Here is a 24,388-nt window from a genome sequence, read left to right as displayed (position 1 = left end):
AACGGAGCGGCTGGTCCTACCTCGTCATGACCCGCCTGCACGGGATTCTTGGGTCGGAGGCTTGGCCGACCCTGTCCGAGTCCGAGAAGGTGCGCGTCCTCGCCGAGATCGGCCGCACGATCGCGGAGGTGCAGGCGGTCCCGCCCGGTGACCTTGCGGCCATCGAACCGACATGGCCGGACTTCGTCGCGAGGCAGATGGCGGGTTGTATCGAGCGGCATCGTCGGCAGGGCCTCGCGCCGAACCTCCTGGCCGATCTCGATGAACTCCTCCGGCATGTCCCCTCTATTGTCCCCCTCGATGCCCCGCCGGTGATCCTCACGGGGGAGTGGATACCCGAGAACTTCCTCCTCGCGGAAACAGACGGCCGATGGCATCTCGCGGCGCTGATCGACTTTGGCGACGTGATGACGGGCTGGCGCGAGTATGACCTCCTCGGCCCCAGTGCCTTCATGTGCGCCGGCCTGCCCGGTCGCGTGGCCAGCCTGATGCGCGGGTATGGCCTCCGACCGAATGCCCTGGATGCCGCCATGCGGCGGCGCCTGCTGACGCTGATGCTGCTGCATCGCGCGAGCGATTTGCGGCACATCGATATCGACGGGTGGGAGGCGAGGGTCGACGGGTTGGTGGATCTCGAAAACGTCGTGTGGCCCGCGGACCGTGGACGTTAGAAGATTTGTTCTTGGGGAAGATCTTACTCACGCAGGAACCGCGACAGGTCGGAAGCGGATACCGCCGCCCACGGTAGACAACGATGCTTAAGCTCGATCACCTCACCGTCATCGCTCCAACCTTGTCGGAGGGCGTCGAGCATGTTCGTGCCTGCCTCGACCTCGACGTGCCATTCGGGCAGCGGCACGCCTCCATGGGCACCCACAACCATCTGTTACAGCTCGGTGACCTGATCTACCTCGAGATCGTTGCGATCGATCCCGATGCCGAGCGTCCCGACCGCGCCCGTTGGTTCGGCCTCGACGACCGCCTGCGGGTCAGACGGGATTGGGATGCTGGCCGCCGCCTCCGTGGCTGGGTCGCGAGAACCGATGACATCGACCGCGTGCTCGAAGGTCGCGAGGCCATCTTCGGCCGAAAGGTCGGGCTGCCGATCGATGCCCCCACGTTCGACTTCGCGATCCCGGACGATGGCTCCCTTCCCATGGATGGCGGCGCTCCCTCCATCATCGACCGGCGGGGCAGGCCCCGCGCGATGGATGCAATCGCCGATCGCGGCGCGCGTCTAAAGGGGTTTACGCTCGAACACCCTGAGGCCGCTCTCATTGCAGCCCTGTTGCAGGACTTGGCCATCGATCGGGCGCCGGTTGTCACCCAGGGGGCGGTGCTTCGGTATCGTGCGCAGATCGAGACGCCGGGCGGTCTCAAGGAGTTGGCTTGAACTGTCCGCCTCGGACCACAGCACACGACGGGGCTGGCTTAATCTTGATCGGCGCCGGTCCAACCCACCCCCTCATCCTGAGGTGCGTCCGCGCAGCGGACGCCTCGAAGGAGCCCTCCAGAAGTCACTGTGATCCCTGGAGGCCTCCTTCGAGGCTGCTGCGCAGCACCTCAGGATGAGGGGAGAAATTGGGATGTCCGTAACGTTGGTCGTTGCCCTTCGGGATTGTGCGCGTCCGTTACGCGGTCGAATGGCCTTTCAGGGCCTGGCCGGAGACGGCTGCGTCCCCTCTGTTCCGCCAGGCGTCACCTCACCCTCGCTCTGGGCCCGCCCCCTTGCCTGCCGGGCAGCTTCCTCCGCGGCGGCCTTGTCGGCGGCGGCTTTGAGGGCGGCGGCGCGGGCGCGGTCCATCTCGATCCGGGCCCGGCGGCGCTGGCGCTCGACCTGGTCGGCCTCGGTCAGCTCGATGGTCTCCAGCTCGCGCTGAAGCACGAAGGCGGCGAGCCCGTTCGACAGGGCGCCGACATCGAGCACCCGCTCGGGCGCCCCGAGCGAGCCGGTGAAACCGAGCTGGACGGACGGAGCGCCGGCGCTCCAGCCCCGCGGAACCGGGCCGCCGGACAGGAGCCCGCGGGCGTCGAGGCGCTGGCTGCGCAGGTCGTAGCCGAGGGTCCCCGACCAGCGCGCGGCGCCGAAATCCAGGCCGAGGGGGCCGGCCCGCATCTGGCCGCCGACGATGGTGGCCGGGCTGCTCGCCGGGGCCTTGGCCTGCGCGCCCCCCTTGGCGAGTTCCTCGGCGACCAGCGCCTGGAGCCGTCCCTCCCGCAGGGGATCGTCGATCTCCACCGCCCGGGCCAGCGCACGGCCGAGGGCCGACGGGTCGGCCTCCGGGACGCTCAGGTCCTTAAGGGTGAGGCTGCCGCTGCCGGAGAGGTTGTCGGCGAGGCCCGGGGCGGTCTCGGCCGTGGTGGCGAAGCGCAGGGAGGCGGTCAGGCGCCCGCCGATCGGGCCGCCCCCGGCCAGGGTGGCGATCGCGACATCGTCGAGCCCGCCCTCCCCGGAGACCGACGCCTCGGGTCCCCGGCGGCTGATCGTGGCCGAGCCGGCGATCCGCCCGCCCGCGAGCTTGCCCGTCAGGTTGCGCAGGGTCAGGGCACCGTCGGCGAGCCCCAGGGCGACGCTGGCCTCCGTGGCCGTGAGCCCGCGGCCGAGATCGAGGCTTGCGATCCGGGCATCGAGCGCGACCGGTGCGAGCGTCTGCGGTGCGGGTCCGAAGCGGTCGCCCTTGGCCGCGTCCGGCGGCAGCACAAGGGCGGCTGCCAGCTGCGGCACCGACAGGCGGTCGAGGCTGAGACGACCGCGTAGCGCCCCGCCCGGCGCCCGCAGCAGCCGGCCGGTCAAGGCTGCGCCCGCGATCCTGCCCGTGGTGTCGGCGGCGATGTCGCCGCCGTCCTTGGCGAGCGACAGGGTCAGGTCGGCCGGCCAGGCGCCCGGGGCGAGGCGCGCGGCCCCGGCCAGGGTCAGGAAGGGACTGAGATCGGCGGTGTCGGCCCGGATCTCGCCGGCACGCGGCAGGGCGTCGGCGCCGACCAGGATCGGCCGGCCGGTGGCGAGCTTCAGGCCGGCGATGGTGCCGTTGATGGTCAGCGCGAGGGTGTCGGCATCCGGCCGCTCGGCGCCCAGGTGCAGCTCGGCGGGCTGTTGCAGACCGGCGATGTCGGTGCGTCCGAACCAGACGCCGGCCCGGGGGGCGGTGAGCGTCGCGGTCCCGCCCTCGATCCGGGTGCCGCGGCTCGCCAGCGTCAGGTCGAGGGTGCCGCCGCCGGCATTGCCCCGGGCCTGGCTGCGCAGGGCGTCGGCCGCGCCACCCTCCCGATCCAGGGTGACGGCGAGGTCGAGGGGCGCCTCGCGCAGGAAGGCGGGCAGCAGCCGGATCTCGCCGACCCAGACCCGTTCGAGCAGGCCGAGCAGCGGCGCCGCCACCGGGGCCTTCAGCCGCCCGGAGACGCGGCCGGTCCCGTCCGCACCGATCCGGCCGGACAGTTTCGCGCTCGCCCCCGCGAGATCCGTCACGTCGAGGCTGTCGACCACGAGGCTCGACCCGTCCGACTGGATGCTCGCCGCGATCGTGCCGTTGCCCGAGCCGGCCGGCCCGTAGCGCACGTCCTTGGCCTCGAGGGTCAGGGCGAGGTCGTGGTCGCGCAGGCTGCCCAGCGTCGTCCCCACCGGCGGCAGGGCGGCGATGTCGATGCCGCTGGCGCGGATCTGGGCGTCGAAGCGCCCGCGCGCTCCCGCCTCCGCGGCGGTGTAGCGGGCGTTGCCGGTGATGCGCGCAGGCCCCAGGCCGAGGCGCAGGTTGCGCAGGGACAGGCTGGAGGCCGCCGCGGACAGGTCGGCCGCCGCCTCGATCCGGCGCCCATCGAGGAGCGCGGTCAGCGGCCCATCCAGCCCGAGGCGGCGCAGGTAGCGCCCGAGGGGGTCCGAATCGGCGGCGGTCAGCGCCACCGGGCCGGTGAGGCGGAACGGCGCCGCCTCGATCTGCCCGCTGACATTCAGGGCCGCGTCGCCCGGCCCGACCGCCGACAGGCGGCGCAGCAGCAGGCCGCCCGCGCGCTCGACGGTTCCGGCGAGCGCGAGGTTCGACCATTCCTCGCCGCCGAGCACCAGGGTGCCTACTGCGAGGTCGAGGTCGAGCATCGCCGGCAGGCCGCGCCCGAGATCCGGGACGCCGCGGGCGATCAGGTTCTGGCCCTCGGGCGAGGCCAGGAAGGCGTCGAGGTCGAGCCGGCGGCCATCCAGGTTCAGGCCGGCGCGCCATTGGCGCAGGTCGAGCCGGCCGGTGCCGCCGAAGCGGAGCGCGCGCCCGCCCGGATCGATCGCCAGCTCGACACCCTCGAACCGGACCTGCGTGCCCCGGGCCTTGAACGTGCCGCCGAGGGAATACGGCAGGTAGGCGCCCGCCGCCTGGGTCGGCGGCCCGACCACCAGGCGGGCCGAGCCCTCGGATTCGATCAGCGCCGCCCCGTCGGCCTCGTTCGGCACCAGCCCGAGGCGGGCATCCGCCTCGAAGCGGGGATGCGCGTCGCCGCCGCCCGCGATCTTCACCGCGAGCCGGCCATCCGTCCCTGGCGTGCCGCTCACCGCCCGGAACGGGACGCCGCCGCTCGTGCCCTCCACCCGCCAGGGCCCGACCAGGGCGGGCGCCTGGAGGCGCAGGTCCTGGACGTAAAGCTGGTCGGTCCGGCCGGTGGCCGGCACCTGCGTGGTCACGAGGAATTGCTGGACGTGCAGGTCCTCGATGGCGAGGTCGCGGGCGCGCAGGGCCTCGCCGAGATCGGGGGGGATCCGCAGGGCGTCGCCCCCGGCCACCGGGAGCTTGATCTCGGCGCGGCCGATCCGCGTCTCGGTGAAGCGGAACTCGCCCTTCAGGAGCGGCGCCAGGGCGATCTCGGCCTTGACGAAGCGGGCGTCCAGGCTCGGCCGGTTCGGGTCGGTGCCGAGATGCAGCCGGTCGATCCGCAGCCGCGGCGAGGGCAGGAGCCGGACCTCGATCCGGCCGTCGGTTCGAGCCGGCACGCCCAGGGATCGCGTCAGCCCCCGGTCGACCAGCGCGCGCTGGGCCTGCCAATCGATGATGGGCGGGACGGCCAGAGCCGCGACGAGAACCAGGATGACGGCGCCCGCCAGCGCGGTCAGAAGATCACGCACGCTACCCGTTCCGCACTCTTATCCGCGCGGGCCGGCACCCTGAGGCCCAGCCGTCGCGTGCCCCCCTGGGCAACCTGTAACCGGCCATAGCACGATAAGTCCCGGCCGGCGCCAGAGGCGGCGCCGGCCGCGCCCCGCATGGGCGATCCATCTTCGGGGCCGCTGTGCGGCGCGCTGTGTGCCGGGTCCCGGATCAGGCTCCGCTGCGCTCCACCTGTCCGGGAAAGGGGGGGGTGATGGTGAATCGCGACGCCCTTTCCCGGGCGCATGCAGCGCCAGCGGAATGCGACCCGGGACCCAGCACGAAGCGCGCCGCGTAGCGGCTCCGGACCGAATGGCCTCGACGCCGTTCGCGATTTGGTCCAGGGAAGCGGAATGCAGAATGGCCCGCACGCGCAGCCCGCCGGGGACGGCGCTCCGACCTCCATCGCCGCCCGCGCCATGGGCGCCCTCCGGCGGGACGCCGCCGCCTATCTCGAAGGGCTCAACCCCGAGCAGCGCCGCGCCGTCGAGGCGACGGAAGGCCCGGTGCTGGTCTTGGCCGGCGCCGGCACCGGCAAGACCCGGGTGCTGACCACCCGGATCGCCCACCTGATCGCCACCGGCCGCGCCCGCCCCTACGACATCCTGTCGGTGACCTTCACCAACAAGGCCGCCCGCGAGATGAAGCTGCGGATCGGCGCGCTGATCGGCCCGGCCGGCGAGGGCATGCCCTGGCTCGGAACCTTCCACGCCATCGGCACCAAGATCCTGCGCCGCCATGCCGAGCTGGTCGGGCTGAAATCCGACTTCACGATCCTCGGCACCGACGACCAGCTGCGCCTGATGAAGCAGGTCATCGCCGACCAGAACATCGATGAGAAGCGCTGGCCGGCCCGGGCGCTCGCCCACACCATCGACGGCTGGAAGAACCGCGGCCTCTCGCCCGAGCAAGTGCCGCCGGGCGAGGCCTCCTCCTTCGCGTTCGGCAAGGGCGGCGCGCTCTACACCGCCTACCAGGCCCGGCTCGCGACGCTGAACGCCGTCGATTTCGGCGATCTTTTGCTCCTGTGCCTCAAGCTCTGGCGCGAGAACCCGGACATCCTGGCCAATTACCAGGACCGGTTCCGCTACATCCTGGTGGACGAGTACCAGGATACGAACGTCGCCCAGTACCTGTGGCTGCGGCTGCTCGCGCAATCACGCAAAAACATCGCGTGCGTGGGCGACGACGACCAGTCGATCTACGGCTGGCGCGGCGCCGAGGTCGACAACATCCTGCGCTTCGAGCACGATTTCCCGGGCGCCGTGGTGGTGCGCCTGGAGCGCAACTACCGCTCCACCGGCCATATCCTGGCCGCCGCCTCGGGCCTGATCGCCAAGAACGAGAGCCGGCTCGGCAAGACCCTGCGCACCGAGGACGAGCCGGGCGAGCGCGTCACCGTGACCGGCGCCTGGGATTCCGAGGAGGAGGCGCGCCAGCTCGCCGAGGCGATCGAGTCGCTCCAGGCCAAGCAGCATCCCCTGTCGGAGATCGCCGTGCTGGTGCGGATCTCGGCGCAGATGCGCGAGATCGAGGATCGTTTCGTCCAGCTCGGCCTGCCCTACCGGGTGATCGGCGGCCCGCGCTTCTACGAGCGGGCCGAGATCCGCGACGCGCTGGCCTATCTGCGCGTCACTATGAATGTCAGCGACGACCTCGCCTTCGAGCGGATCGTGAACACGCCCAAGCGCGGCCTGGGCGACGCCACCCTGCAGCAGCTCCACACCTACGGCCGGGCCAACCGCCTGCCGCTGCTGATCGCCGCCCAGCGCCTGTGCGAGACCGACGAGCTGAAGCCCCGGGTCCGCGCGACCCTGCGGGCGCTCACCGAGAGTTTTTCAAGATGGGCGCGGCTGGTGGAGACCCAGCCGCACAGCGAGGTCGCCCAGACCATCCTGGAGGAATCCGGCTACACCGAGATGTGGCAGAAGGACCGCTCCGCCGACGCCGCCGGACGCCTGGAGAACCTGAAGGAATTCGTCCGCTCGATGGAGGAGTTCCCCGACATGGCGGCCTTCCTGGAACACGTCTCCCTGGTGATGGAGGCCTCCGAGGCCGAGGGCGCCGAGCGGGTCTCGCTGATGACCCTCCACGCCGCCAAGGGCCTGGAATTCGACACCGTGTTCCTGCCCGGCTGGGAGGACGGCCTGTTCCCCAACCAGCGGGCGCTGGACGAGAGCGGCCGGGCCGGCCTCGAAGAAGAGCGCCGCCTCGCCCATGTCGGCCTGACCCGGGCGCGCAAGCGCGCCAAGCTGTCCTTCGCGGTCAACCGGAGGATCCACGGCCTGTGGTCCTCGACCATCCCGTCCCGGTTCATCGACGAACTGCCGGAGACCGCCGTCGACGTGGTCGAGGCGCCCGCGCATTTCTCGGCCGGCGCCTCCCGGTTCGACCGCAACCCGACGCCGTTCGGATCGAGCTACGGCACGCCCGGCTGGCAGCGCGCCCAGGCCAACACCGCCGCGGGCGCCGGCAACCGGTCCGGCTTCGGCAACGGGCCCGGCGGCCGGGCCGGCGGCCCGCGCCAGATCGAGGGCGAGCTGATCGCCAAATCGACCGGCGCGCCCTCCGCGTTCCAGGACGGCCAGCGGGTCTTCCACATGAAGTTCGGCCCCGGAACCGTCGCCGGCGTCGACGGCAACAAGCTCACCGTCGACTTCGATAAAGCCGGCCGGAAGATGGTTCTCGACAGCTTCATCCAGGCTGGATCAAGCTAGTCCCGCCAATCAAGCCCGGATGTTCCAGGGCGGCAGGGTCGGCCGGCTTCGCCCGTGCGGGCGGGGAGGATCGGGGCCGTGCCGGATACTGCGCCCGCCCGCGTCCCCGGTCATCGGTCTGATGCCATCTTGCCAGGGTCGCGGCTTTTTCCGCACCGCAGCACCAATCGTCACCCCCTGGTCACACCTGCCGCGCAATCGTCGGGTGCGAATCACGTTGGTGCGCCGCTTGCACTGCGTATTCGACCCCGGGCGAAGCGGCGTGACGCTCTCCACAGGCGAATAGCACGGGGCGGAACCTTCGGCATGGCGCCGGAATTAGTTTCGCAATAGAATAGATCCGGGAGCAGTTAGGTAAACGGCAGTTCATCGACAGATCCAGGTTGGCAAGTCCCGTTGGAGTGTTGATCCATGAAGCGACGCCGCACACGACTTGAACTGGTTGAAGACCACACGCCCCGTATTCACCGCACCCGCTTCGACGAAGAGCGCAACCTCAGCCCGATCCAACCCCTCACCGACCGCCAGGCCGAATATCTCGACGCCCTGGCCAGCTCCGCCCAGGTGATCGTCCTGGGGCCCGCCGGCACCGGCAAGACCTACATCGCCGGGACCCGCGCCGCCGACCAGCTCCGCCAGCGCCGCATCTCCAAGGTCGTGATCACCCGCCCGAACGTGCCCTCGGGCCGCTCGCTGGGCTTCTTCCCCGGCACCCTGGAGGAGAAGATCGCCCCCTGGGTCGCCCCGCTCACCGAGGCCATGAAGGAGCGGATGGGCCAGGCCGCCTTCGAGATCGCGCTCAAGACCGGCGACATCGAGATCGTGCCGTTCGAGGTGATGCGCGGGCGCACCTTCAAGAACTGCCTGGTGATCCTCGACGAGGCGCAGAACACCACCACGGCCGAGATCAAGATGTTCCTGACCCGGATCGGCGACGATTGCCAGGTCATCATCAACGGCGACGTCTCCCAGACCGACCTGCGCGAGACCTCGGGCCTGCGCACGGTGATGCACCTGATCAAGAGCCGGATGATGCCGATCCCGGTGGTCGAGTTCACCCGCGACGACATCGTCCGCTCCGGCATCTGCGCCGAATGGGTGAAGGCGTTCGAGGAAACGAATCTCTAATCCAGAAGTTGTTGGCGGCGGACCCTCACGGGTCCGCCGTGCCTTCACCGGCACGAGACGACTCTCCGAACCTCCCGTTTGGGAGGATGAACCGGGCTTCACGCCCGGCTACCAGAGAATTGGAGTCTCCTCGTGAGGAAACTGACCTTCGCCTTTGCCGTGCTGGCCTCGATCGGCGGCGCCGCCCTCGTCCAGCCCGCCAGCGCCGCCCCCGGCCTGCCCTCGGGGATCTCCGCGCCCGACTCCGTCACGCAGGTCCGCATGCACCCGATGGAGCGGCGCATGATGCATCGGCGCATGCACCGCCGGATGATGCATCGGCGCATGCATCACCGCGGTATGCACCGGATGTGATGTTCAAGATGCGGGGCCTTCGGGCCCCGTTTCCTTGTGCGGATCGCTTTGGGCGTTGCTCCGCACCCCGCAGATTCCTATCTCGTCACCCTGAATCGCGCAGTCAGGCGGCCGAAGCGGCAGCCGGCCGATCCGGGAGACCACCATGCCCCCCTCGAACCGACTGTTCGACGATCTCGCCCGCCTGATGACCGATGCGGCCGGCGCCGCCCAGGGCGTGCGCCGCGAGGCCGAGACCGTGGTCAAGGCGCAGGTCGAGCGCCTCGTTCGCGATCTCGACATCGCCTCCCGCGAGGAGCTCGACGTGCTGCGCGATCTGGTCACCAATCTCCGGACCCAGAACGAGGCGCTCACAGCCCGGGTAGCTGCCCTCGAGGCGAAATCCGGCACCGCCGGGGCCGGCGCCGCGGGCCTCAGCGAAGCGATCTGAGTCCGTACGGCAACGCGTGAGGCTTTTGCACAGGAAGCACGACGGATGATTTCGTTTCCTGTTCACCGAGCGTGACCTGCACTTTGTGTCGCGAGTCACGGCCGGTCTATAGTCGGGCATAGGGTGATTCGACCGCTGCGGGGCGATGTCCGCGGAGCTTCGACAGTCGATCGCGTCACCCCCGGCCCGTCTCTGACGGTCGTATCAAGTTCTCGGAGTGTTCTCACACTCTCTCACGCGTCCCCGTCACGTCGGGCTGGATCGATTCCGGACCGTCCTTTTGGATCGTCATGCCGCTTCTCCACGTCGACTTCCACGACCCTGACCGGAACGAGCATCCGCTCGACGTCGTCGAGCGTCTGGCGTCCCTGCGCGACTGGATCTTCGACCGGGCCGAGACCGACGAGATGTCGATCACCAGCCCCGGCCGCTGGACCGACTACCATGTCGCCTTCACCTGGATTGAGGACGTGGAGGCCCTGCACGTGGCCTGCGCCTTCGACCTCAAGGTGCCGGAGCGGCAGCGGACCGAGGTGCTGCGTCTGATCGCGATGATCAACGAGCAGCTCTGGATCGGCCATTTCGACCTGTGGTCGAGCGACAGCGTGGTGATGTTCCGGCACGCGCTGCTGCTGGCCGGCGGCGCGGTGCCGACCCACCCGCAATGCGCCACCATGATGAAGACCGCCGTGGATGCCTGCGAGCGCTACTTCCAGGCGTTCCAGTTCGTGCTCTGGGCCGGCAAGAGCGCCCGGGAGGCGCTGGACGCCGTGCTGTTCGAGACCGAAGGCGAGGCGTGACGGCGGCCCCGAACGCGGCACGGATGCCGGCCTCCCTGGTTCTCGCCGGGGCCGGCAAGATGGGCGGCGCGATGCTGGCGGGCTGGCTCGATGCCGGCCTCGACCCCCTTTCCACTACGATCGTCGACCCGGTGCCCGCCCGCGCGATCGTGGATCTCTGCGCCCAGCGCGGCATCCGGCTCAATCCGACGGATCCCGACCCCGGGGCGGTGTTGGTCCTGGCGATCAAGCCGCAGGGTCTGGAAACGGCAGCCCCAGGACTCGATCGGCTCGTCGGCCCCGACACGCTGCTGGTGTCGATCCTGGCGGGCAAGACCATCGCCGACCTGCGCACCCGGCTGCCCCGGGCCCGCGCTGTGGTCCGGGCCATGCCGAACCTGCCGGCGAGCATCGGCCGGGGTGCCACCGGCGCCTGCGCGAGCCCCGAGGTGACGCCGGCCCAGCGCGACGCGGCCGATGCCCTGTTCTCCGCCAACGGCACGGTGGCCTGGCTCGCCGACGAGGGGCAGATCGACGCCGTGACCGCGGTCTCGGGCTCCGGGCCGGCTTACGTCTTCCTTCTGGTCGAGGCCCTGTCCGAGGCCGGGATCGCCGCTGGGCTCGAGCCGGCGGTGGCGCGGACTCTGGCACGGGCCACGGTCGCGGGCGCCGGAGCACTCCTCGACGCCAGCCCGGAAGAAGCCGCCGACCTGCGCCGCAACGTCACCTCCCCGGGCGGGACCACGGCGGCGGCCCTCGACGTGCTGATGCGCCCGGACGGATTGACGCCTCTGATGCGTGAGGCCGTGACGGCGGCCAAACGCCGGGCGGCCGAGCTCGCCGGCTGACATCCGTGCGGCATCGCCGCGCGACGGGTCTGCCCATCGCCGCCCACATCCCTACATGAGGCCCGGACGACCGACAGGAGCGGGCGACAGACCCATGACCGACAGCAGAGCCCCGTCGAAGCGCACCCGCAAGGCTGCGGGTGCCGTGCAGGACGACGCGACCCAGGCCGGGCCGGCCCAGGAGTCGCCGACCCCGGAGTCACCGGCCCAGGCCGAGAGCCCGCCGAAGCTGCCGCCCCGGGAGGCCGCGGTCGAAGCGCTGATGCGGCTCGCTGCCGAGCAGCCCTGGAACGACATCGAGATCGGTGACATCGCCCGCGAGGCCGGCCTGACGCTCGCCGAGTTGCGCGACCTGTTCCCCTCCAAGGGCGCGGTGCTCGGCGGCCTCACCCGGATCATCGACCGGAAGGTGCTGGAGGGCGATAGCGCCGGCCTCGAAGAGGAGCCGACCCGCGAGCGTCTGTTCGACGTGCTGATGCGCCGGCTCGACGCGATGACGCCCTACAAACCTGCCCTCCGCCGGATCGCCTACGCGCTGCGCGGCGAGCCGCTGTCGATGCTGGCCTTGAACGGCGTGATGCTGAATTCCCACCGCTACATGCTGGCGGCGGCCGGGATCGACACTGAGGGGCCGCTGGGCCAGCTCAAGCTCCAGGGCGTGGTGATCGCCTTCGCCCGCGTCACCCAGGTCTGGCTGGACGACGACGATCCGGCGCTCGCCCGGACGATGGCCAAGCTCGACAAGGAGATCCGCAAGGGCGAGCGCCTCATGGAGCGCGCCGAGGATGCCCGGCGGCTGACCGCGCCGCTGCGCGCCCTTGGCCGCTCGCTCCTCGACCGCCGCCCCCGCAGACGCCGCGAGCCCGACGGCGACGAGACGGATCCCGCCGCGGCGATTTAACGCTTAGGACACGACGCGTCTCCGCGGCCCCCACGCCTATCCCATCTCTCCCCTCATCCTGAGGTGCACGCGTTAGCGGGCCTCGAAGGAGCCCTCCAGAGATCGCGCGTTTCCTGGAGAGCTCCTTCGAGGCGTCCGCTGCGCGGACGCACCTCAGGATGAGGTGGAGGGAGGGATAGACCCAGCAGGATGGGCGCGCCGTCCCCCATCTTCGACGCTGGCGCGTCAGGCCGCCTGAATATCCCGCAGGAAGCCGTCCACCTCCTGGCGGACTTTCTGGGATTGCGTCGCCAGCTGGGAAGCCGCGTTCAGCACCTGCGTGGCGGCGCTGCCGGTCTCGCTTGACGAGGCGAGAACCTGGGCGACGTTGGCGGACACGTCGCGGGTGCCCCGGGCCGCCTCGCCGGCGTTGCGCGAGATCTCGCTGGTGGCCGCTGTCTGCTGCACCACCGTCGAGGCGATCGAGCCGCTGATCTCGTTCACCGCCGCGATCGTGCGGGCGATCTGCTCGATCGCGTCCGCAGCCTGGCCGGTGGCCGCCTGGATCGCCGCGATCTGGCCGCCGATCTCTTCCGTCGCCTGGGCAGTCTGGCCAGCCAGCTCCTTCACTTCGGACGCGACGACGGCGAAGCCGCGCCCGGCCTCGCCGGCCCGGGCCGCCTCGATGGTCGCGTTGAGCGCCAGGAGATTGGTTTGCCCGGCAATGCCCGAGATCGTCGTCACCGCCGCGCCGATCTGCTCGGCCGCGAGCCGCAGGCTGGCCATGGCGGCGTTGCTCGCCTCGGCCTCGTGGGCGGCGTGGCCGGCGACCTCGTTCGAGCGGATCACCTGCCGTTCGATCTCCTGCAACGAGGCGACCATCTCCTCGGCCGCCGCCGCCACGGTCTGGACGTTGGTGGAGGCCTGTTCCGCGGCCGCGCTGGAGGCGACGGCCTGATTGTTGGTGTCGTCGGCGACATGGGTCATCGAGCGCGCCGTCGCATCGAGTTCGGTGGCGGCTCCGGTGACGACGTCGAGGGAGGCGGCGACGTTCTGCTCGAAGGTTCTGACCAGCTGGTCGACCCGCTCGGCCCGGCTCAAGCGGGCCGCCTGCGCCGCGGCCTGGGCGGCCTCCAGATCCGCCCGGGCGATGGCGTTCTGGCGGAACACGTTCACTGCCTCGGCCATCTCGGCCATCTCGTCCCTGGCCCTCGGCGCCGGTACCTCGATAGTGGTGTCGCCCTCGGCGAGGCGCTTCATCGCGTCGGTCATGCCGGTGACCGGCCGGATGACGCTGCGGGCGATCAGGAAGGCCAGAAGGCCACCGATCCCCACGGTCAGGCCGATCAGGCCGATCTGCCCCCGCTGAGCGCTCGCCACCGCGGCCGACGTCGTGGCCGAAATCTCGGCGACCTGGGACATCACCCTCGCGCGCGCCGTCTCGGCGTGCTGTTCGATCTTGTCGGTTTGCGACTTGATGCCGACCTCGAAGGTCGCTTTGACGTTGCTCGCCGCGTCGTCATAGGCAGCAACGGTGCCGGCATAGGTGTCCAGCGCTTTGGCGATGGCTGTAACCATCGGCATAAGCGTCACGCCGCCCCCGCCCGCCTCGAACGCCCGCAAGGCGGCGCCGGTCTGCTCGACAGCCTCCGCGAAGACGCCTCGATCCTCCGGACGCAGTCTGATCATGACGCGTGCGGCAGCGAGCCGGGTCCGCAGCACGGCGTTCTCAACCGCCTGAACCCGATAGATCAATGCGTCGTCGGCACGACCGCGCGCCTCGGCGATCAGTGCGTCGGTGAAACGCATGAGTTGATCCCCGCCCGCAAACATGGCCGTTCTGATTTCGGTCAACTTTGAGCCGGCCGCCGCGAGTCGTTCCAGCTCCGGCTTCAGGGCCCGAGACTCGTCGCGGATCTCACCGTAGATCTTGCGCCGCTCTTCACTCGGTGTCGCCACGAGGTGCTCGATGCTCGCCGTCTCAATGGCTTGGCGCGTCTGCTCGATCGCGGCGATCTGCGCGGGATCCGGCTCGAAGCGGTATTTCTCTGCGGCGCTCGTCAGGCGCAGGGCGAGGTTGCTGATCGCGAGGATCGACCGCGAACCTTGGTCCAGACGAGAGCGCGCGTCGTAATACCCGTCGATCGTGCTCTGCTGATAAAGCGAGAAGGCACCTATGCCGGCAGCGATCAGCACAAGCATCGCAAAGCCGGCATAGAGCCGGTGGCGGATTCCCAAGGTCACAGGCGTACAACTTTCATTAATGCGTACCATCGACGGGCACGGCGCACATAAAAATCGATCGAATGACATTCACATGTCAAAGTTGAAGTGCCGATTTTAAGAAAATTTACAGAATAAATGATCCAATTCCGATATTATAGAAATAACTAATTATCGAAATGTGCGTCGCATTCTCCGAATGCATGTTCGCCAAGTTTGTGATCTTATAAAAGAAAATATTTATCTTTATGGTTCCAATTTTTTCCGGAATGAGATGAAATTTATCGATACATCGGGCGCGTCGCGTTGAATTATCCAGTTTCCCAGGTGCATAGCCAGAAAACTTACATGCTATGTCTCGGCGATAAGCTGACGAACCATGATGGCTCCGGATCAACTTTTCGTGGTGCCGACCGGTGCATCGCTGTCGTACCCCCGGGATGCGGGGTACGGCACCCGCCCCAGACGACACCCCGACGCGAGAACCAGCGAACGATTCGACAGGCGGCGGGGCATCACGAAGCCCACGCCGCGTTGAGCCAGGAAAAAGCCCCGCGGGCGGGAATCGAAGGTCTGCCGGCGGGATACAGGCCTATCAGGCCACGCGGTTCGCCAGCGCCTCGCGCATCAGGGTCGCGACCATGCCGTTCTGGAACTGCTCGCGCTGGATGAACAGCGCGTCCGGGACCAGCACCGAGGCCTCCTGCTCCGGCGGGTCGAACGGATCGCTGGAGAGGACGATGCGCAGCCCCGGGCGCAGGGCCCGCGCCTCGACCGCGAGTTGCGCGCAGCACAGGCCGCCGCCCTGCAAAGCGGCATCCACCACCATCACGTCCACGGGGAGCCCGAGCGCCAGAACCGTCATGGCATCGACGCCCCGGTCGCAGGCGGTGACCTGGTAGCCCAGCATCCGGATCTCGGCGGAGATCTCGTCGCGCCAGCGCTTGTGGCGGCCGACGACGAGCACCTGAATTCGGTAGCAGACGCCCTGGGGCAGCCTGCTCGAGGCCGTCTCGACGTCGGTTGTGGGCATCGTCCGCACTCGACCTCGCTCTGGCATTGCGATGCACCATGCTATGCCGGGAACCAAGGCTCGCGCAAGCCTGAGGCCGCGAAGGCGCCGCATTCGGCGCCGTTTCTGCTCAAAACGCATGCAGCCTCCTGCTTGGGCAGGGCGGAGGCGTATGGTTGACGGCGCCGGGGTCGCGCGGGCAACACCGGGCCGCCGCGGGAGGCCCCGCGCGCTGCCGGAGCTTTCAGCCGATGTCGTCCGCGAAATCCCCGCCCGTCTCCCCGCTGGCGCCGCGCGCGGTGCCGGAGCTGCCGCCGCTGCCGGGGGTGCGAATCGCCACCGCCCAGGCCGGCATCCGCTACAGCGGCCGGACCGACGTGCTCTATGTCGACCTCGCCGCCGGCACCCGCGCGGCCGGGGTGTTCACCCGCTCGAAATGCCCCTCGGCGCCGGTGGATTGGTGCCGCGAGGCCCTGGCGCATGGCACGGCCCGGGCCGTGGTGGTCAATTCGGGCAACGCCAACGCCTTCACGGGCCGGCTCGGCCGGGAGGCCGTCGCCAAGACCGTGCAGATCGCCGCGCAGGCGGCCGGCTGCGACGACCGGGAGGTCTACGTCGCCTCCACGGGGGTGATCGGCGAGCCGCTCCCGGCCGAGCGATTCGAGGGCGTGCTGGCCGATTGCGCCGCCCGGGCCACGGACGGCCCGGCCGCCTGGGCCGAGGCCGCCCGGGCGATCATGACCACCGACACCTTCCCCAAGCTCGCGACCCGCACCGCCGAGATCGACGGCGTGCGCGTCACCATCAACGGCATCGCCAAGGGCGCCGGCATGATCGCCCCCGATATGGCGACGATGCTGGCCTTCGTGTTCACCGACGCCGCCCTGCCCCAGGCCGCCCTCCAGGCGCTGCTCTCGGCCGGCACCAAGACCAGCTTCAACTGCGTGACGGTGGACGGCGACACCTCGACCTCCGACACCTTGCTGCTGTTTGCCACCGCCAAGGCCGGCAACGCCGAGATCGCCGACGCCGCCGACCCGCTTCTCGCCGGCTTCAAGGCGGCGCTCGACAGCTTGCTGATCGAATTGGCCCAGCTCGTCGCCAAGGATGGCGAGGGCGCGCGCAAGTTCGTCACCGTGCGGGTCACCGGCGCCGAGAGCGACGCCTCCGCCCACAAGATCGCCATGTCGATCGCCAACTCGCCGCTGGTGAAGACCGCGGTGGCCGGCGAGGACGCCAATTGGGGCCGGGTGGTGATGGCGGTCGGCAAGGCCGGCGAGCCCGCCGACCGGGACCGTCTGGCGATCTGGTTCGGCGACGTGCGCGTGGCCGTCCAGGGCGCCCGCGACCCGGATTACAGCGAGGACGCCGCCAGCGCGGTGATGCGCGAGCCAGAGATCGAGATCCGGGTCGATCTTGGGTTGGGCGAGGGGAAAGCCCGCGTCTGGACCTGCGACCTGACCAAGGCCTACATCGAGATCAACGGGGATTACCGCTCGTGAGGGCGGGTCTCGCGGGGATTCTCCTGCTGGCGCTGCTGCCCATCGGGGCACGGGCCGACGATGCGGAGTGCAAGCGGCGCATCAGCGTGGTCGGGCGGGCCGCGGAGATGCGGGCGCCGGACTTCGCCGAAATCACTGTCGGGATCGAGGCCCGGGGCACGACCCCGGCCGCGGCCCTCGACGCCGCCTCGAAGGCGGTGGCCGGGGTCTCGGCGCAGGCGCGCGCCTTGGGCGTGCCGCCCGCCGATATCGGCACCGCCGCGGTGACCCTCCAGGCCGGCTCGCGCAGCGTGACCCGGCCGGGGGGCTTGGTCACCGAGGAGCCCGACGGCTACCGGGCCGGCAACCTCGTGACCGTCCGCCTCGCCGACATGGACCGTCTCGGCGACCTGCTGCGCCAAGCCCTCGATTCGGGCGCGAACCGGATCGACGGGGTGAGTTTCGGCCTGCGCGATCCGGACAAGGCCGAGGCCGCGCTCCAGGTCGCGGCAGCCCGCGATGCCCGGACCCGGGCCGAGGCCCTGGCTGAGGCTTTGGGCGCCAAGCTCGGGCCCCTCTGCACGCTGGGCAACCCGGGCGCCGCGGTCCCGCCGCCGCCGGTCTTCGGCCGTGCCCTCGCGGCCCCGATGGCGGCCAAGGGCCGGCGCGTGCCGATCGAGGCCGGTACGATCCAGCTCTCCTCCGAGGTCTCGGTTACCTTCGCGGTGGCGCCGTGAGCGGGCCCGAGACGCCCGCCCTGCGCCTGTTGCTGGTGGTCGCCGTGGCGCTGGTCGACGTCGACGGCCGGGTCTTGGTGAGCGAGCGCCCGGCCGGCAAGCAGCTCGCCGGCCTGTGGGAGTTTCCCGGCGGCAAGGTCGAGGCGGGCGAGCGCCCGGAGGAGACCCTGATCCGGGAGCTGTCCGAAGAGCTCGGCATCCGGGTCGAGGAGCCGTGCCTGGCGCCCCTGACCTTCGCCAGCCACGCCTATCCGGACTTCCACCTGCTGATGCCGCTCTACGTCTGCCGCCGCTGGTCGGGCACGCCCCGCTCGATGGAGGGCCAGGCGCTGAAATGGGTCCGCCCCAAAGCCCTGCGCGACCTCGCCATGCCCCCCGCCGACGCGCCGCTGATCCCGTTTCTGGTCGAGCTGTTGGGAAACTGAGGCGGGCTTGAAGCGGAGGGTTATCGCCGTCCTTGCACGCCGCAAATCGGTGACGGCACAGGATGTCCGGTGCGTACAGGGCGCGCGCCTCCTCACCCCTGCGGGCTACTGGCTTCACAGCTCTGCAGAGACCCGGCGCCGGGACGGGGCGCGTGTCCCCTCTCCCGTGCGGGAGAGGGACAGGGTGAGGGACCAGGACGTCCCGGAAGTGGCGCGCCCTCGCGGTGCGGCCGGGGTTACGTTTGATCCTGAACCGTCTCGTCCCTCGCCCCAACCCTCTCCAGTGCGGGAGAGGGGGCAAGTCGCGCCGCTTCGCCGGCGGCGGTGCTCAACGGAGATCTGTGAACCTCGTAGCCCGCGAGGGGGGGAAAGGGAGAGGCGCGCCTGTCGGGCTTCCGCCCTCATCCGCCGACGGGGTGCGGATTGGCGAACATGGCGCCTCTCCGGGCCTATCGGGGCGGCGGCACCCGAAGCCTCACAGCGCCAGAATCCCCTCCACCATCTCCTGCACGGCGAGCGCTTCGGCGAGGGTGGCGAGGGGGTGGGGTTCGCCGCGGGTCATGCGGGCGACGCCGTCGAGCTGGCGGCGCAGCGCGATCGGGCGGGCCTCCGCGTTGGGCAGCGCGTCGGGAGCCGGGACGAAGGTCCCGTCCGGGGCGCGACGCTCGGCGATGGCCCAGTCGCGCAGGCGGATCGCGCCGGCATCGCCCTCGAGCGTCCAGGTGTTGCGGTCGTCCTCCGCGACCCCGCCGACCCGGCCGGTGAGCGTGACCGGGACGTCGCCCGCGGTGAGCGTCACGTCGATCGCCCGCTCCGAGCGGCCGGGCTCCGGGAACGCGATCGTGCCGGCGAGCCCGTGGAGCGGCCCGCACAGGCGGTGGCTGAGGAACAGGAAATGCGAGACCACCTCGCGGGTGAAGCCGCCCTCGGCCCGGGCGTCGAGCCAGCGCGCCGCGTCGGCCTGCCAGGGGCGCGGCCAGCGGGCGAAGGCCACCGCGATGGTGAGCTGCCGGGGCGTCCCGACCGCGCCGTCAGCGATCCAGCGCTGCAGCGCCGCCACGCCGGGCGAGGAGGCGAACGGGAAGTTCACCGCCCCGGCCGCCCCCGCAGACGCCACGAAGGCGCGGGCCTCGGCGAGGTCGATGGCCAAGGGCTTCTCGCAGAACACGGTGCGGCCGGCGGCCAGCGCGGCCCGGGCGTAGCCGAGATGCGAGGCCGGCGGCGAGGCGACGTACACGCAGGCGCTCGCCGCCACGACCGCGGCGGAATCGGCGACCTGCGGCACCGTCGGGAAGGCCGCGCCGACCCGGGCCATTGCCTCCGGCGACGGATCCCAAAGGGCGGCGACCCGCACGGGTGAATCCGGCGCCCCGTGGAGGGCGGCGATCAGGCGCTCGCCCATGATGCCGGCGCCGATGATCCCGAGGGCGAGCGGCGCGTCGGTCGTGGTCATTCCAGGTCCCTGTGCTGGTGACGGCGCCCGGTCAGGCCCGGCCCTGCCGGGCGTCGAGGCTGAACGGGCCGGCCCCGAAGGCCGCGACCTGAAGCAAGCCGCCCGCCACGGCGAGGTTCTTCAGGAAGTGGAACATCTGGTTCGGGTCGGCCAGGGCCGTGTGGAAGGTGAGCGCGGTGGCCACCGCGAATCCGGCGAGGGCCAGGGCGACGAGCCGGGTCCGGTAGCCGGCGATGAGCAGCAGGCCGCCCAGGATCTCCACCAGGGCGGCGGCCGCGAAAGAAACCTCCGGCAGCGGCAGGCCGGCGGCCCGGATGGTGGCGAGCGTCGCGGCCGGGGCGGCGAGCTTGCCAACCCCGCTCACCAGGAACAGCGCGCTCATCAGGACCCGGCCGGTGACCGGCAGCAGCGTCAGCGCGGGGGCGATCGGGGATGCCATGGGAAGACTCCGTTTCAGCGTGCAGAGGTTCGACAATCAGGCCGCGTCGGGAAGCGCGAGGCCGCGGACCCAGTCCGCCGCGAGGCTGACATCGGCCTGCGACAGGCCATGGCCGACAGGAAGAATCCGGTGCGTGACCGCAGCGCCGGCGGCCGTGAGCTGTTGGGCCAGCCGGCTGGCGTTCTCGGCCGGGACGATCGGGTCCATGGCTCCGGACAGCATCAGCACCGGCTTGCCCGCGAGGTCCGCCGCGGGCGGCTCGGCCAGCGGCACCATCGGGCGGATCAGCACCGCGCCCGCCAGCACCTCCGGGTACAGCATCAGCAGCGCGGCGGCGATGTTGGCGCCGTTCGAGAAGCCGAGCGCCAGCGGCGCGGCCAGGTCGTAGCGCGCCCGCGCCGCCGCCACGAAGGCCGCGAGATCCGCGGTGCGGCGGCGCAGGTCAGCCTCGTCGAACACGCCCTCGGCCAGCCGCCGGAAGAACCGGGGCATGCCGTTCTCCAGCACCGCCCCGCGGGGCGACAGCAGGGGTGCGCCCGGGGCCACGATCCGGCCCAGCGGCAGGAGATCGTGCTCGTTGCCGCCGGTCCCGTGCAGGAGCAGCAGCGGTCGGGCGGAGGCCGCACCGGGCTCGAAACGATGGATCAGGCCGAGGGCATCGGGGGTCAGAACGTCTTGGTTCATGGCGACCTCGCTGGTGGCAATCTTTGCACCTCCGTCCCGTTCGTCCGGGGCGGAGGCGTGGGTCAGGCGACCTTCGGCAGCACCGCCTCGATCTGGGCCCGGTGCGGCTCCAGTCCGGCGGGCAGCTTCAGGGCGCTGCCGAGGGACTCCACCGGCTCGTCGACGGCGAAGCCGGGGGCGTCGGTGGCGATCTCGAACAGCACGCCGCCGGGCTCGCGGAAGTAGACCGACCGGAAATACTGCCGGTCCCGCTGCTCGGTGACCTGGAGGCCGAGCCCGGCAAGTTTTTCGGCCATCGCGGCCTGCGCGGCATCGTCCGCCGCCCGGAACGCGATGTGGTGGACCGAGCCCGCCCCCTGCCGACCGCGCAGGAAGCCGCCCACCGCCCGGATCGTCACGAAGCCGCCGAGCGCCGCGCTGCCGGCGAACCGGGTCAGGTTGCCCTCGCGGGCCTCCTCGCGCAGGCCCAGCACCTCCGTGAGGATTGCGGCCGTGGCCTCGGCTGTCTCCAGGAGCAGCGTCACCCCGTGCAGGCCGCGGATCGCGTGCTCGGCCGGGACCTCGACCGAGGCCCAACCGGCTTCCGCCTCGGCGCCGTCGACGCCGACCAGCGCCAGCATCATCCCGTCGGGATCGCGGAACCGCAGGGTCGGCGCGCCGAACACCTGGACCAGGGGCTCGTGGGCGACGCCCTTCTCGATCAGCCGGTGGGTCCACCAGCCGATCGAGCCGCGGGGCACCCGGAACGCGGTCTCCTGGGTCTCGCCGACCCCGACCCGGCCGGGGGCCGCGTGCTCGATCGGGAAGAAGGTCAGGATCGTGCCGGGCTGCCCGGCCGCGTCGCCGTAGTAGAGGTGGTAGGTGCCCGGATCGTCGAAGTTGACGGTCTTCTTCACCAGCCGCTGTCCGAGCACGCGGGTGTGGAAGTCGAGGTTGCGCATTGCCGGGCCGGAAAAGGCCGTGACGTGGTGGAGGCCGGACTGCACCATGACGCTGTCTCCCGAGAAGCCGCCGCGGGAAGCGCGGCGGGCGTGTGTCGATGACGGCAATCTGGCCCTTGCCATGCCCCACGAAAATAGAAACGCTGGAAACCCATCGTTTCCGGAATGCGACTCATGCGGCTCCCCGATTTCGAGGCCTGGGCGGTCTTCGCCAAGGTGGTGGAGGCGGGCTCGTTCGGCCGGGCTGCGGAGGAGCTGGGCCTGTCGAAGGGCACTGTCTCGAAGGCCGTGGGCCGGCTGGAGGCCCGGATCGGCGCGCGGCTGTTCAACCGCACCTCGCGCAAGCTGGCGCTGACGGAGGCCGGGCACGCCGCCAAGGCCGGCGCCGCGCGGATCCTGGCGGAGGGCGAGGCCGCGGAGGCGCAGGCCGTGGCGGGGGCCGCAGAGCCGCGCGGCCTCGTCCGCCTCGCGGCGCCGATGACCTTCGGGGTGATGCATGTCGCGCCGCTGCTGCCGGATTTCCTGCGCCAGCACCCCGCCGTCTCGGTGGACCTGCACCTCTCGGACGCGGTGGTCGATCTCGTGGGCGGCGGCTTCGATATCGGGCTGCGGATCGCGGCCCTGCCGGATTCCTCCCTGCGCGCCCGGCGGCTCTGCGCGATCCGGCGCTCGCTGGTGGGCACACCCGCCTATCTCGACCGGCACGGACGGCCTACGCATCCGGACGAGCTCGCCCGCCACGCCTGCCTGGGCTACGCCTACCTGCCGACCCCCGACCGCTGGCGGTTCATCGACGCGGCCGGCGCGGAGGCCGTGATCGTTCCCGGCGGCCCGCTGCGGGCGAACAACGCCGAGGCGCTGGCGCCGGCGCTCCGGGCCGGGCTCGGCCTCGCCCTGCAGCCGGACTTCATGATCTGGGACGACCTCGAATCCGGGCGCCTGGAACGGGTCCTGCCCGGCTGGTCGCCGCCGCCGATCGCGCTGCACCTCGTGACGCCCCCCGGCGACCCGCGGCCGGCCCGGATCACCGCCCTGATCGGCTATCTCGGGCAGACCCTCGCCCAGGCCCCCTGGGCCGGGCCGGCGCCGCGATAGGGCAGGACCGGGATTCGTCGGGTCACAACCAGGAGTTACAGATCTCTAGGGGTTCGACGTCCAGTTCGGAGACTGACGGCACGGCGCTTGCGGTCAAAGATCGCGTTCCTATCGGAAGCGTACGGTCTTTACCTTATGAATGATTTTATACAAATATTCTTGACTTGCTCGATTGTATCTGGCCAGGTCCGTAAAGCTTGGATACCTTACCTCTCTTGAAGGAGGGTGTCCGGCATCGGTCGTTACATGTCCGATCCTGGCGTCCGTGAGGCTGGCCCTGGACGCTCCATGGGGATGGATGAGGTGTTGACCGACCTTGGAACCGTCGCGCGGGCAGGCCCTCGGTCGTGCGGCCGTATCCCCCCGGTGAGACGGACCGGCAGCCCCCTGCCCTGCACGCGCCACCGAGCGCAGCACCCGCTCGAGAGCCGTGCGCGCCGCCCTTGGCATAAGCCCCTTAGACCCGTCCGTTCGAGGCCTTGATGTTGACTGCGGTTCCCGTCCGATCCGCGCCCGATCGGCTGGTCCATAAGACCGTGGCCGCCGCCGTCGCCGAATCCTTGCGCCAACGGATCCTCACCGGCGAGTTCCCGGCCGGCACGCAGCTGCGCCAGGACGCGCTCGCGGAGGCATTCGGGATCAGCCGGATCCCGATCCGCGAGGCCCTGCTGCAGCTCGAAGCCACCGGCCTGATCAAGATCATGCCGCATCGCGGCGCCGTGGTCTCGGGCCTGTCGGTGGAGGAGGTGGAGGACATCTTCGCCCTCCGGGTCCAGCTGGAGCCGGAGCTGCTGGCCCTCTCGGCGCGGCGTTTTTCCGAGGCGAACATCCTGGAGCTGCGCAGCCTCACCGAGGAATACAGCGCCGCCCTGGGGGCCGGCGAGATCCTGCGCTGGGGCGAGCTGAACCGCCGCTTCCATCTCGACCTGCTGCGGCACGCCGAGCGCCCGCGCTCGCTCAGCATCGTCGCCGGCCTGCTGCAGGATTGCGACCGCCCGACCCGGCTCCAGCTCTCGGCCTCCGGGGACGTCGCCCGGGCCGACCGGGAGCACCGGGAGATCCTCGCCCTGTGCGAGGCCGGCGAGATCGACGCGGCGGCCGACATGCTGCGCAGCCATATCGAGCATGCCGCGCGATCCCTGATCGCGATCTACCGGCGCGCGCTCGGCGCGTGAGGCGGGGCGCGCGACCGGCGCTGAACCGAGGGCTGCTGCCGTCACGGACGGGCCCAAGCCCCCGAAAGCAGGCGCAGGTCCCCTCCTCCCGTGCGGGCTAGGATATTCACACATCGGCTCGCGGAAGGCGGGACGGGCTCTCCTCCCCCTTGCGGGGAGGAGTTGGAGGTGGGGGTGGTTCAGAAGGCACCGCTGCGCCTCATCCGGCACCACCCCCACCCCTGGCCCCTCCCCGCAAGGGAGAGGGGAAAAGCGCGGTGCTTCAAACGCTTGCTGCCGGAACGATGTGTGAAGCCGCCACGCGCCCCCTCTCCCGTGCGGGCTACGATGTTCACACATCTGCGGACGAAGCGCGGGTCCCCTCGCCCCGCTTGCGGGGAGAGGCCCGCACGGACCTCGTCGTCCGTGCGGGAAGCGCAGGCGAAGCCGGAGCGGCGGTGAGGGGGCGGTTCAGGACGAGGCGC

21 protein-coding genes are annotated in these 24,388 nt (G+C 70.8%); 14 read left to right on the top strand and 7 right to left on the bottom strand.

The window, feature by feature from the left end:
* Together MKL20_RS25620 and MKL20_RS25615 are read left to right on the top strand one after the other, a co-directional pair.
* Positions 1-671, top strand: a 671-nt coding sequence (locus tag MKL20_RS25620; protein ID WP_244039014.1) for a phosphotransferase family protein, incomplete at its 5' end; no start/stop codon positions are given.
* 83 nt (positions 672-754) lie between these two features.
* Complete coding sequence (locus MKL20_RS25615) at positions 755-1,393, top strand: VOC family protein (RefSeq protein ID WP_244039013.1); 639 nt, start codon at positions 755-757, stop codon at positions 1,391-1,393.
* 258 nt (positions 1,394-1,651) lie between these two features.
* On the opposite strand, the gene MKL20_RS25610 is transcribed toward MKL20_RS25615, so the two are convergent.
* On the bottom strand, positions 1,652-5,101 hold the full coding sequence (locus MKL20_RS25610; RefSeq protein WP_244039012.1) for an AsmA-like C-terminal region-containing protein: 3,450 nt from the start codon (positions 5,099-5,101) through the stop codon (positions 1,652-1,654).
* 375 nt (positions 5,102-5,476) lie between these two features.
* Between MKL20_RS25610 and MKL20_RS25605 the strand changes: the two genes are divergently transcribed.
* The 7 genes from MKL20_RS25605 to MKL20_RS25575 all read left to right on the top strand — a co-directional run bounded on the left by MKL20_RS25605 (position 5,477) and on the right by MKL20_RS25575 (position 12,280).
* Entirely contained in the window at positions 5,477-7,840 is a 2,364-nt protein-coding gene (locus tag MKL20_RS25605; RefSeq protein ID WP_244039011.1) for an ATP-dependent helicase, read from the top strand.
* Between the two features lie 411 nt (positions 7,841-8,251).
* Entirely contained in the window at positions 8,252-8,968 is a 717-nt protein-coding gene (locus tag MKL20_RS25600; protein WP_244039010.1) for a PhoH family protein, read from the top strand.
* Positions 8,969-9,100: 132 nt separating this feature from the next.
* Positions 9,101-9,322, top strand: a complete 222-nt coding sequence (locus MKL20_RS25595; RefSeq protein WP_243951246.1) for a hypothetical protein — start codon at positions 9,101-9,103, stop codon at positions 9,320-9,322.
* Positions 9,323-9,467: 145 nt separating this feature from the next.
* Positions 9,468-9,752: an accessory factor UbiK family protein gene (locus MKL20_RS25590; protein WP_243951248.1), complete on the top strand. Its 285-nt coding sequence runs from the start codon at positions 9,468-9,470 to the stop codon at positions 9,750-9,752.
* Positions 9,753-10,042: 290 nt separating this feature from the next.
* Positions 10,043-10,552, top strand: a complete 510-nt coding sequence (locus MKL20_RS25585) for a YbjN domain-containing protein (RefSeq protein WP_007569163.1) — start codon at positions 10,043-10,045, stop codon at positions 10,550-10,552.
* A complete protein-coding gene (gene proC / locus MKL20_RS25580; protein WP_409568201.1) occupies positions 10,549-11,379 on the top strand; it encodes a pyrroline-5-carboxylate reductase in 831 nt (276 codons plus the stop codon). Before MKL20_RS25585 ends, proC begins: the two co-directional genes overlap by 4 nt.
* A 94-nt stretch (positions 11,380-11,473) precedes the next feature.
* Entirely contained in the window at positions 11,474-12,280 is an 807-nt protein-coding gene (locus MKL20_RS25575) for a TetR/AcrR family transcriptional regulator (RefSeq protein WP_244039009.1), read from the top strand.
* 225 nt (positions 12,281-12,505) lie between these two features.
* Here the strand turns inward: MKL20_RS25575 and MKL20_RS25570 are convergent, their stop codons facing one another.
* Together MKL20_RS25570 and MKL20_RS25565 are read right to left on the bottom strand one after the other, a co-directional pair.
* On the bottom strand, positions 12,506-14,461 hold the full coding sequence (locus tag MKL20_RS25570; protein ID WP_279594993.1) for a methyl-accepting chemotaxis protein: 1,956 nt from the start codon (positions 14,459-14,461) through the stop codon (positions 12,506-12,508).
* 616 nt (positions 14,462-15,077) lie between these two features.
* A complete protein-coding gene (locus MKL20_RS25565; RefSeq protein ID WP_243962540.1) occupies positions 15,078-15,515 on the bottom strand; it encodes a histidine kinase in 438 nt (145 codons plus the stop codon).
* 230 nt (positions 15,516-15,745) lie between these two features.
* On the opposite strand from MKL20_RS25565, the gene argJ reads away from it, so the two are divergent.
* The 3 genes from argJ to MKL20_RS25550 are packed head-to-tail and all read left to right on the top strand — an operon-like array spanning position 15,746 to position 18,137.
* Positions 15,746-16,996 carry a bifunctional glutamate N-acetyltransferase/amino-acid acetyltransferase ArgJ gene (argJ, locus tag MKL20_RS25560; RefSeq protein ID WP_244039007.1) on the top strand — a complete coding sequence of 417 codons (1,251 nt, stop codon included), beginning with the start codon at positions 15,746-15,748 and terminating at the stop codon, positions 16,994-16,996.
* Positions 16,993-17,712 (top strand): SIMPL domain-containing protein, encoded by a 720-nt coding sequence (locus tag MKL20_RS25555; protein WP_244039006.1) that lies wholly within the window; start codon positions 16,993-16,995, stop codon positions 17,710-17,712. The genes argJ and MKL20_RS25555 overlap by 4 nt, the downstream gene beginning before the upstream one ends.
* Positions 17,709-18,137: a (deoxy)nucleoside triphosphate pyrophosphohydrolase gene (locus MKL20_RS25550; protein ID WP_244039005.1), complete on the top strand. Its 429-nt coding sequence runs from the start codon at positions 17,709-17,711 to the stop codon at positions 18,135-18,137. Before MKL20_RS25555 ends, MKL20_RS25550 begins: the two co-directional genes overlap by 4 nt.
* Positions 18,138-18,612: 475 nt before the next feature.
* Here the strand turns inward: MKL20_RS25550 and MKL20_RS25545 are convergent, their stop codons facing one another.
* The 4 genes from MKL20_RS25545 to MKL20_RS25530 form a co-directional block, all read right to left on the bottom strand.
* Positions 18,613-19,590 (bottom strand): Gfo/Idh/MocA family protein, encoded by a 978-nt coding sequence (locus tag MKL20_RS25545; protein WP_244039004.1) that lies wholly within the window; start codon positions 19,588-19,590, stop codon positions 18,613-18,615.
* Positions 19,591-19,621: 31 nt separating this feature from the next.
* Complete coding sequence (locus MKL20_RS25540) at positions 19,622-20,029, bottom strand: DoxX family protein (protein WP_244039003.1); 408 nt, start codon at positions 20,027-20,029, stop codon at positions 19,622-19,624.
* A gap of 36 nt (positions 20,030-20,065) precedes the next feature.
* Positions 20,066-20,713 (bottom strand): alpha/beta hydrolase, encoded by a 648-nt coding sequence (locus MKL20_RS25535; protein WP_244039002.1) that lies wholly within the window; start codon positions 20,711-20,713, stop codon positions 20,066-20,068.
* 62 nt (positions 20,714-20,775) lie between these two features.
* Positions 20,776-21,702 (bottom strand): ring-cleaving dioxygenase, encoded by a 927-nt coding sequence (locus MKL20_RS25530; protein WP_244039001.1) that lies wholly within the window; start codon positions 21,700-21,702, stop codon positions 20,776-20,778.
* 126 nt (positions 21,703-21,828) lie between these two features.
* Between MKL20_RS25530 and MKL20_RS25525 the strand changes: the two genes are divergently transcribed.
* Positions 21,829-22,749, top strand: a complete 921-nt coding sequence (locus MKL20_RS25525) for a LysR family transcriptional regulator (RefSeq protein WP_244039000.1) — start codon at positions 21,829-21,831, stop codon at positions 22,747-22,749.
* 482 nt (positions 22,750-23,231) lie between these two features.
* A complete protein-coding gene (locus MKL20_RS25520; RefSeq protein ID WP_244038999.1) occupies positions 23,232-23,924 on the top strand; it encodes a GntR family transcriptional regulator in 693 nt (230 codons plus the stop codon).
* Positions 23,925-24,388 lie beyond the last annotated feature (464 nt).

This window comes from Methylobacterium sp. E-066 (genome assembly GCF_022829635.1).
GTDB lineage: Bacteria > Pseudomonadota > Alphaproteobacteria > Rhizobiales > Beijerinckiaceae > Methylobacterium.
This window is presented reverse-complemented; position numbering and strand designations above follow the sequence as displayed.

Bases quoted from the DNA above. Each gene is read 5' to 3' on its own strand.
- MKL20_RS25615 (WP_244039013.1), top strand. From the start codon at position 755: ATGCTTAAGCTCGATCACCTCACCGTCATCGCTCCAACCTTGTCGGAG.
- MKL20_RS25605 (WP_244039011.1), top strand. From the start codon at position 5,477: ATGCAGAATGGCCCGCACGCGCAGCCCGCCGGGGACGGCGCTCCGACC.
- MKL20_RS25600 (WP_244039010.1), top strand. From the start codon at position 8,252: ATGAAGCGACGCCGCACACGACTTGAACTGGTTGAAGACCACACGCCC.
- MKL20_RS25590 (WP_243951248.1), top strand. From the start codon at position 9,468: ATGCCCCCCTCGAACCGACTGTTCGACGATCTCGCCCGCCTGATGACC.
- MKL20_RS25585 (WP_007569163.1), top strand. From the start codon at position 10,043: ATGCCGCTTCTCCACGTCGACTTCCACGACCCTGACCGGAACGAGCAT.
- MKL20_RS25575 (WP_244039009.1), top strand. From the start codon at position 11,474: ATGACCGACAGCAGAGCCCCGTCGAAGCGCACCCGCAAGGCTGCGGGT.
- MKL20_RS25570 (WP_279594993.1), bottom strand. From the start codon at position 14,461: ATGCTTGTGCTGATCGCTGCCGGCATAGGTGCCTTCTCGCTTTATCAG.
- MKL20_RS25565 (WP_243962540.1), bottom strand. From the start codon at position 15,515: ATGCCCACAACCGACGTCGAGACGGCCTCGAGCAGGCTGCCCCAGGGC.
- argJ (WP_244039007.1), top strand. From the start codon at position 15,746: ATGTCGTCCGCGAAATCCCCGCCCGTCTCCCCGCTGGCGCCGCGCGCG.
- MKL20_RS25545 (WP_244039004.1), bottom strand. From the start codon at position 19,590: ATGACCACGACCGACGCGCCGCTCGCCCTCGGGATCATCGGCGCCGGC.
- MKL20_RS25540 (WP_244039003.1), bottom strand. From the start codon at position 20,029: ATGGCATCCCCGATCGCCCCCGCGCTGACGCTGCTGCCGGTCACCGGC.
- MKL20_RS25535 (WP_244039002.1), bottom strand. From the start codon at position 20,713: ATGAACCAAGACGTTCTGACCCCCGATGCCCTCGGCCTGATCCATCGT.
- MKL20_RS25530 (WP_244039001.1), bottom strand. From the start codon at position 21,702: ATGGTGCAGTCCGGCCTCCACCACGTCACGGCCTTTTCCGGCCCGGCA.
- MKL20_RS25525 (WP_244039000.1), top strand. From the start codon at position 21,829: ATGCGGCTCCCCGATTTCGAGGCCTGGGCGGTCTTCGCCAAGGTGGTG.
- MKL20_RS25520 (WP_244038999.1), top strand. From the start codon at position 23,232: ATGTTGACTGCGGTTCCCGTCCGATCCGCGCCCGATCGGCTGGTCCAT.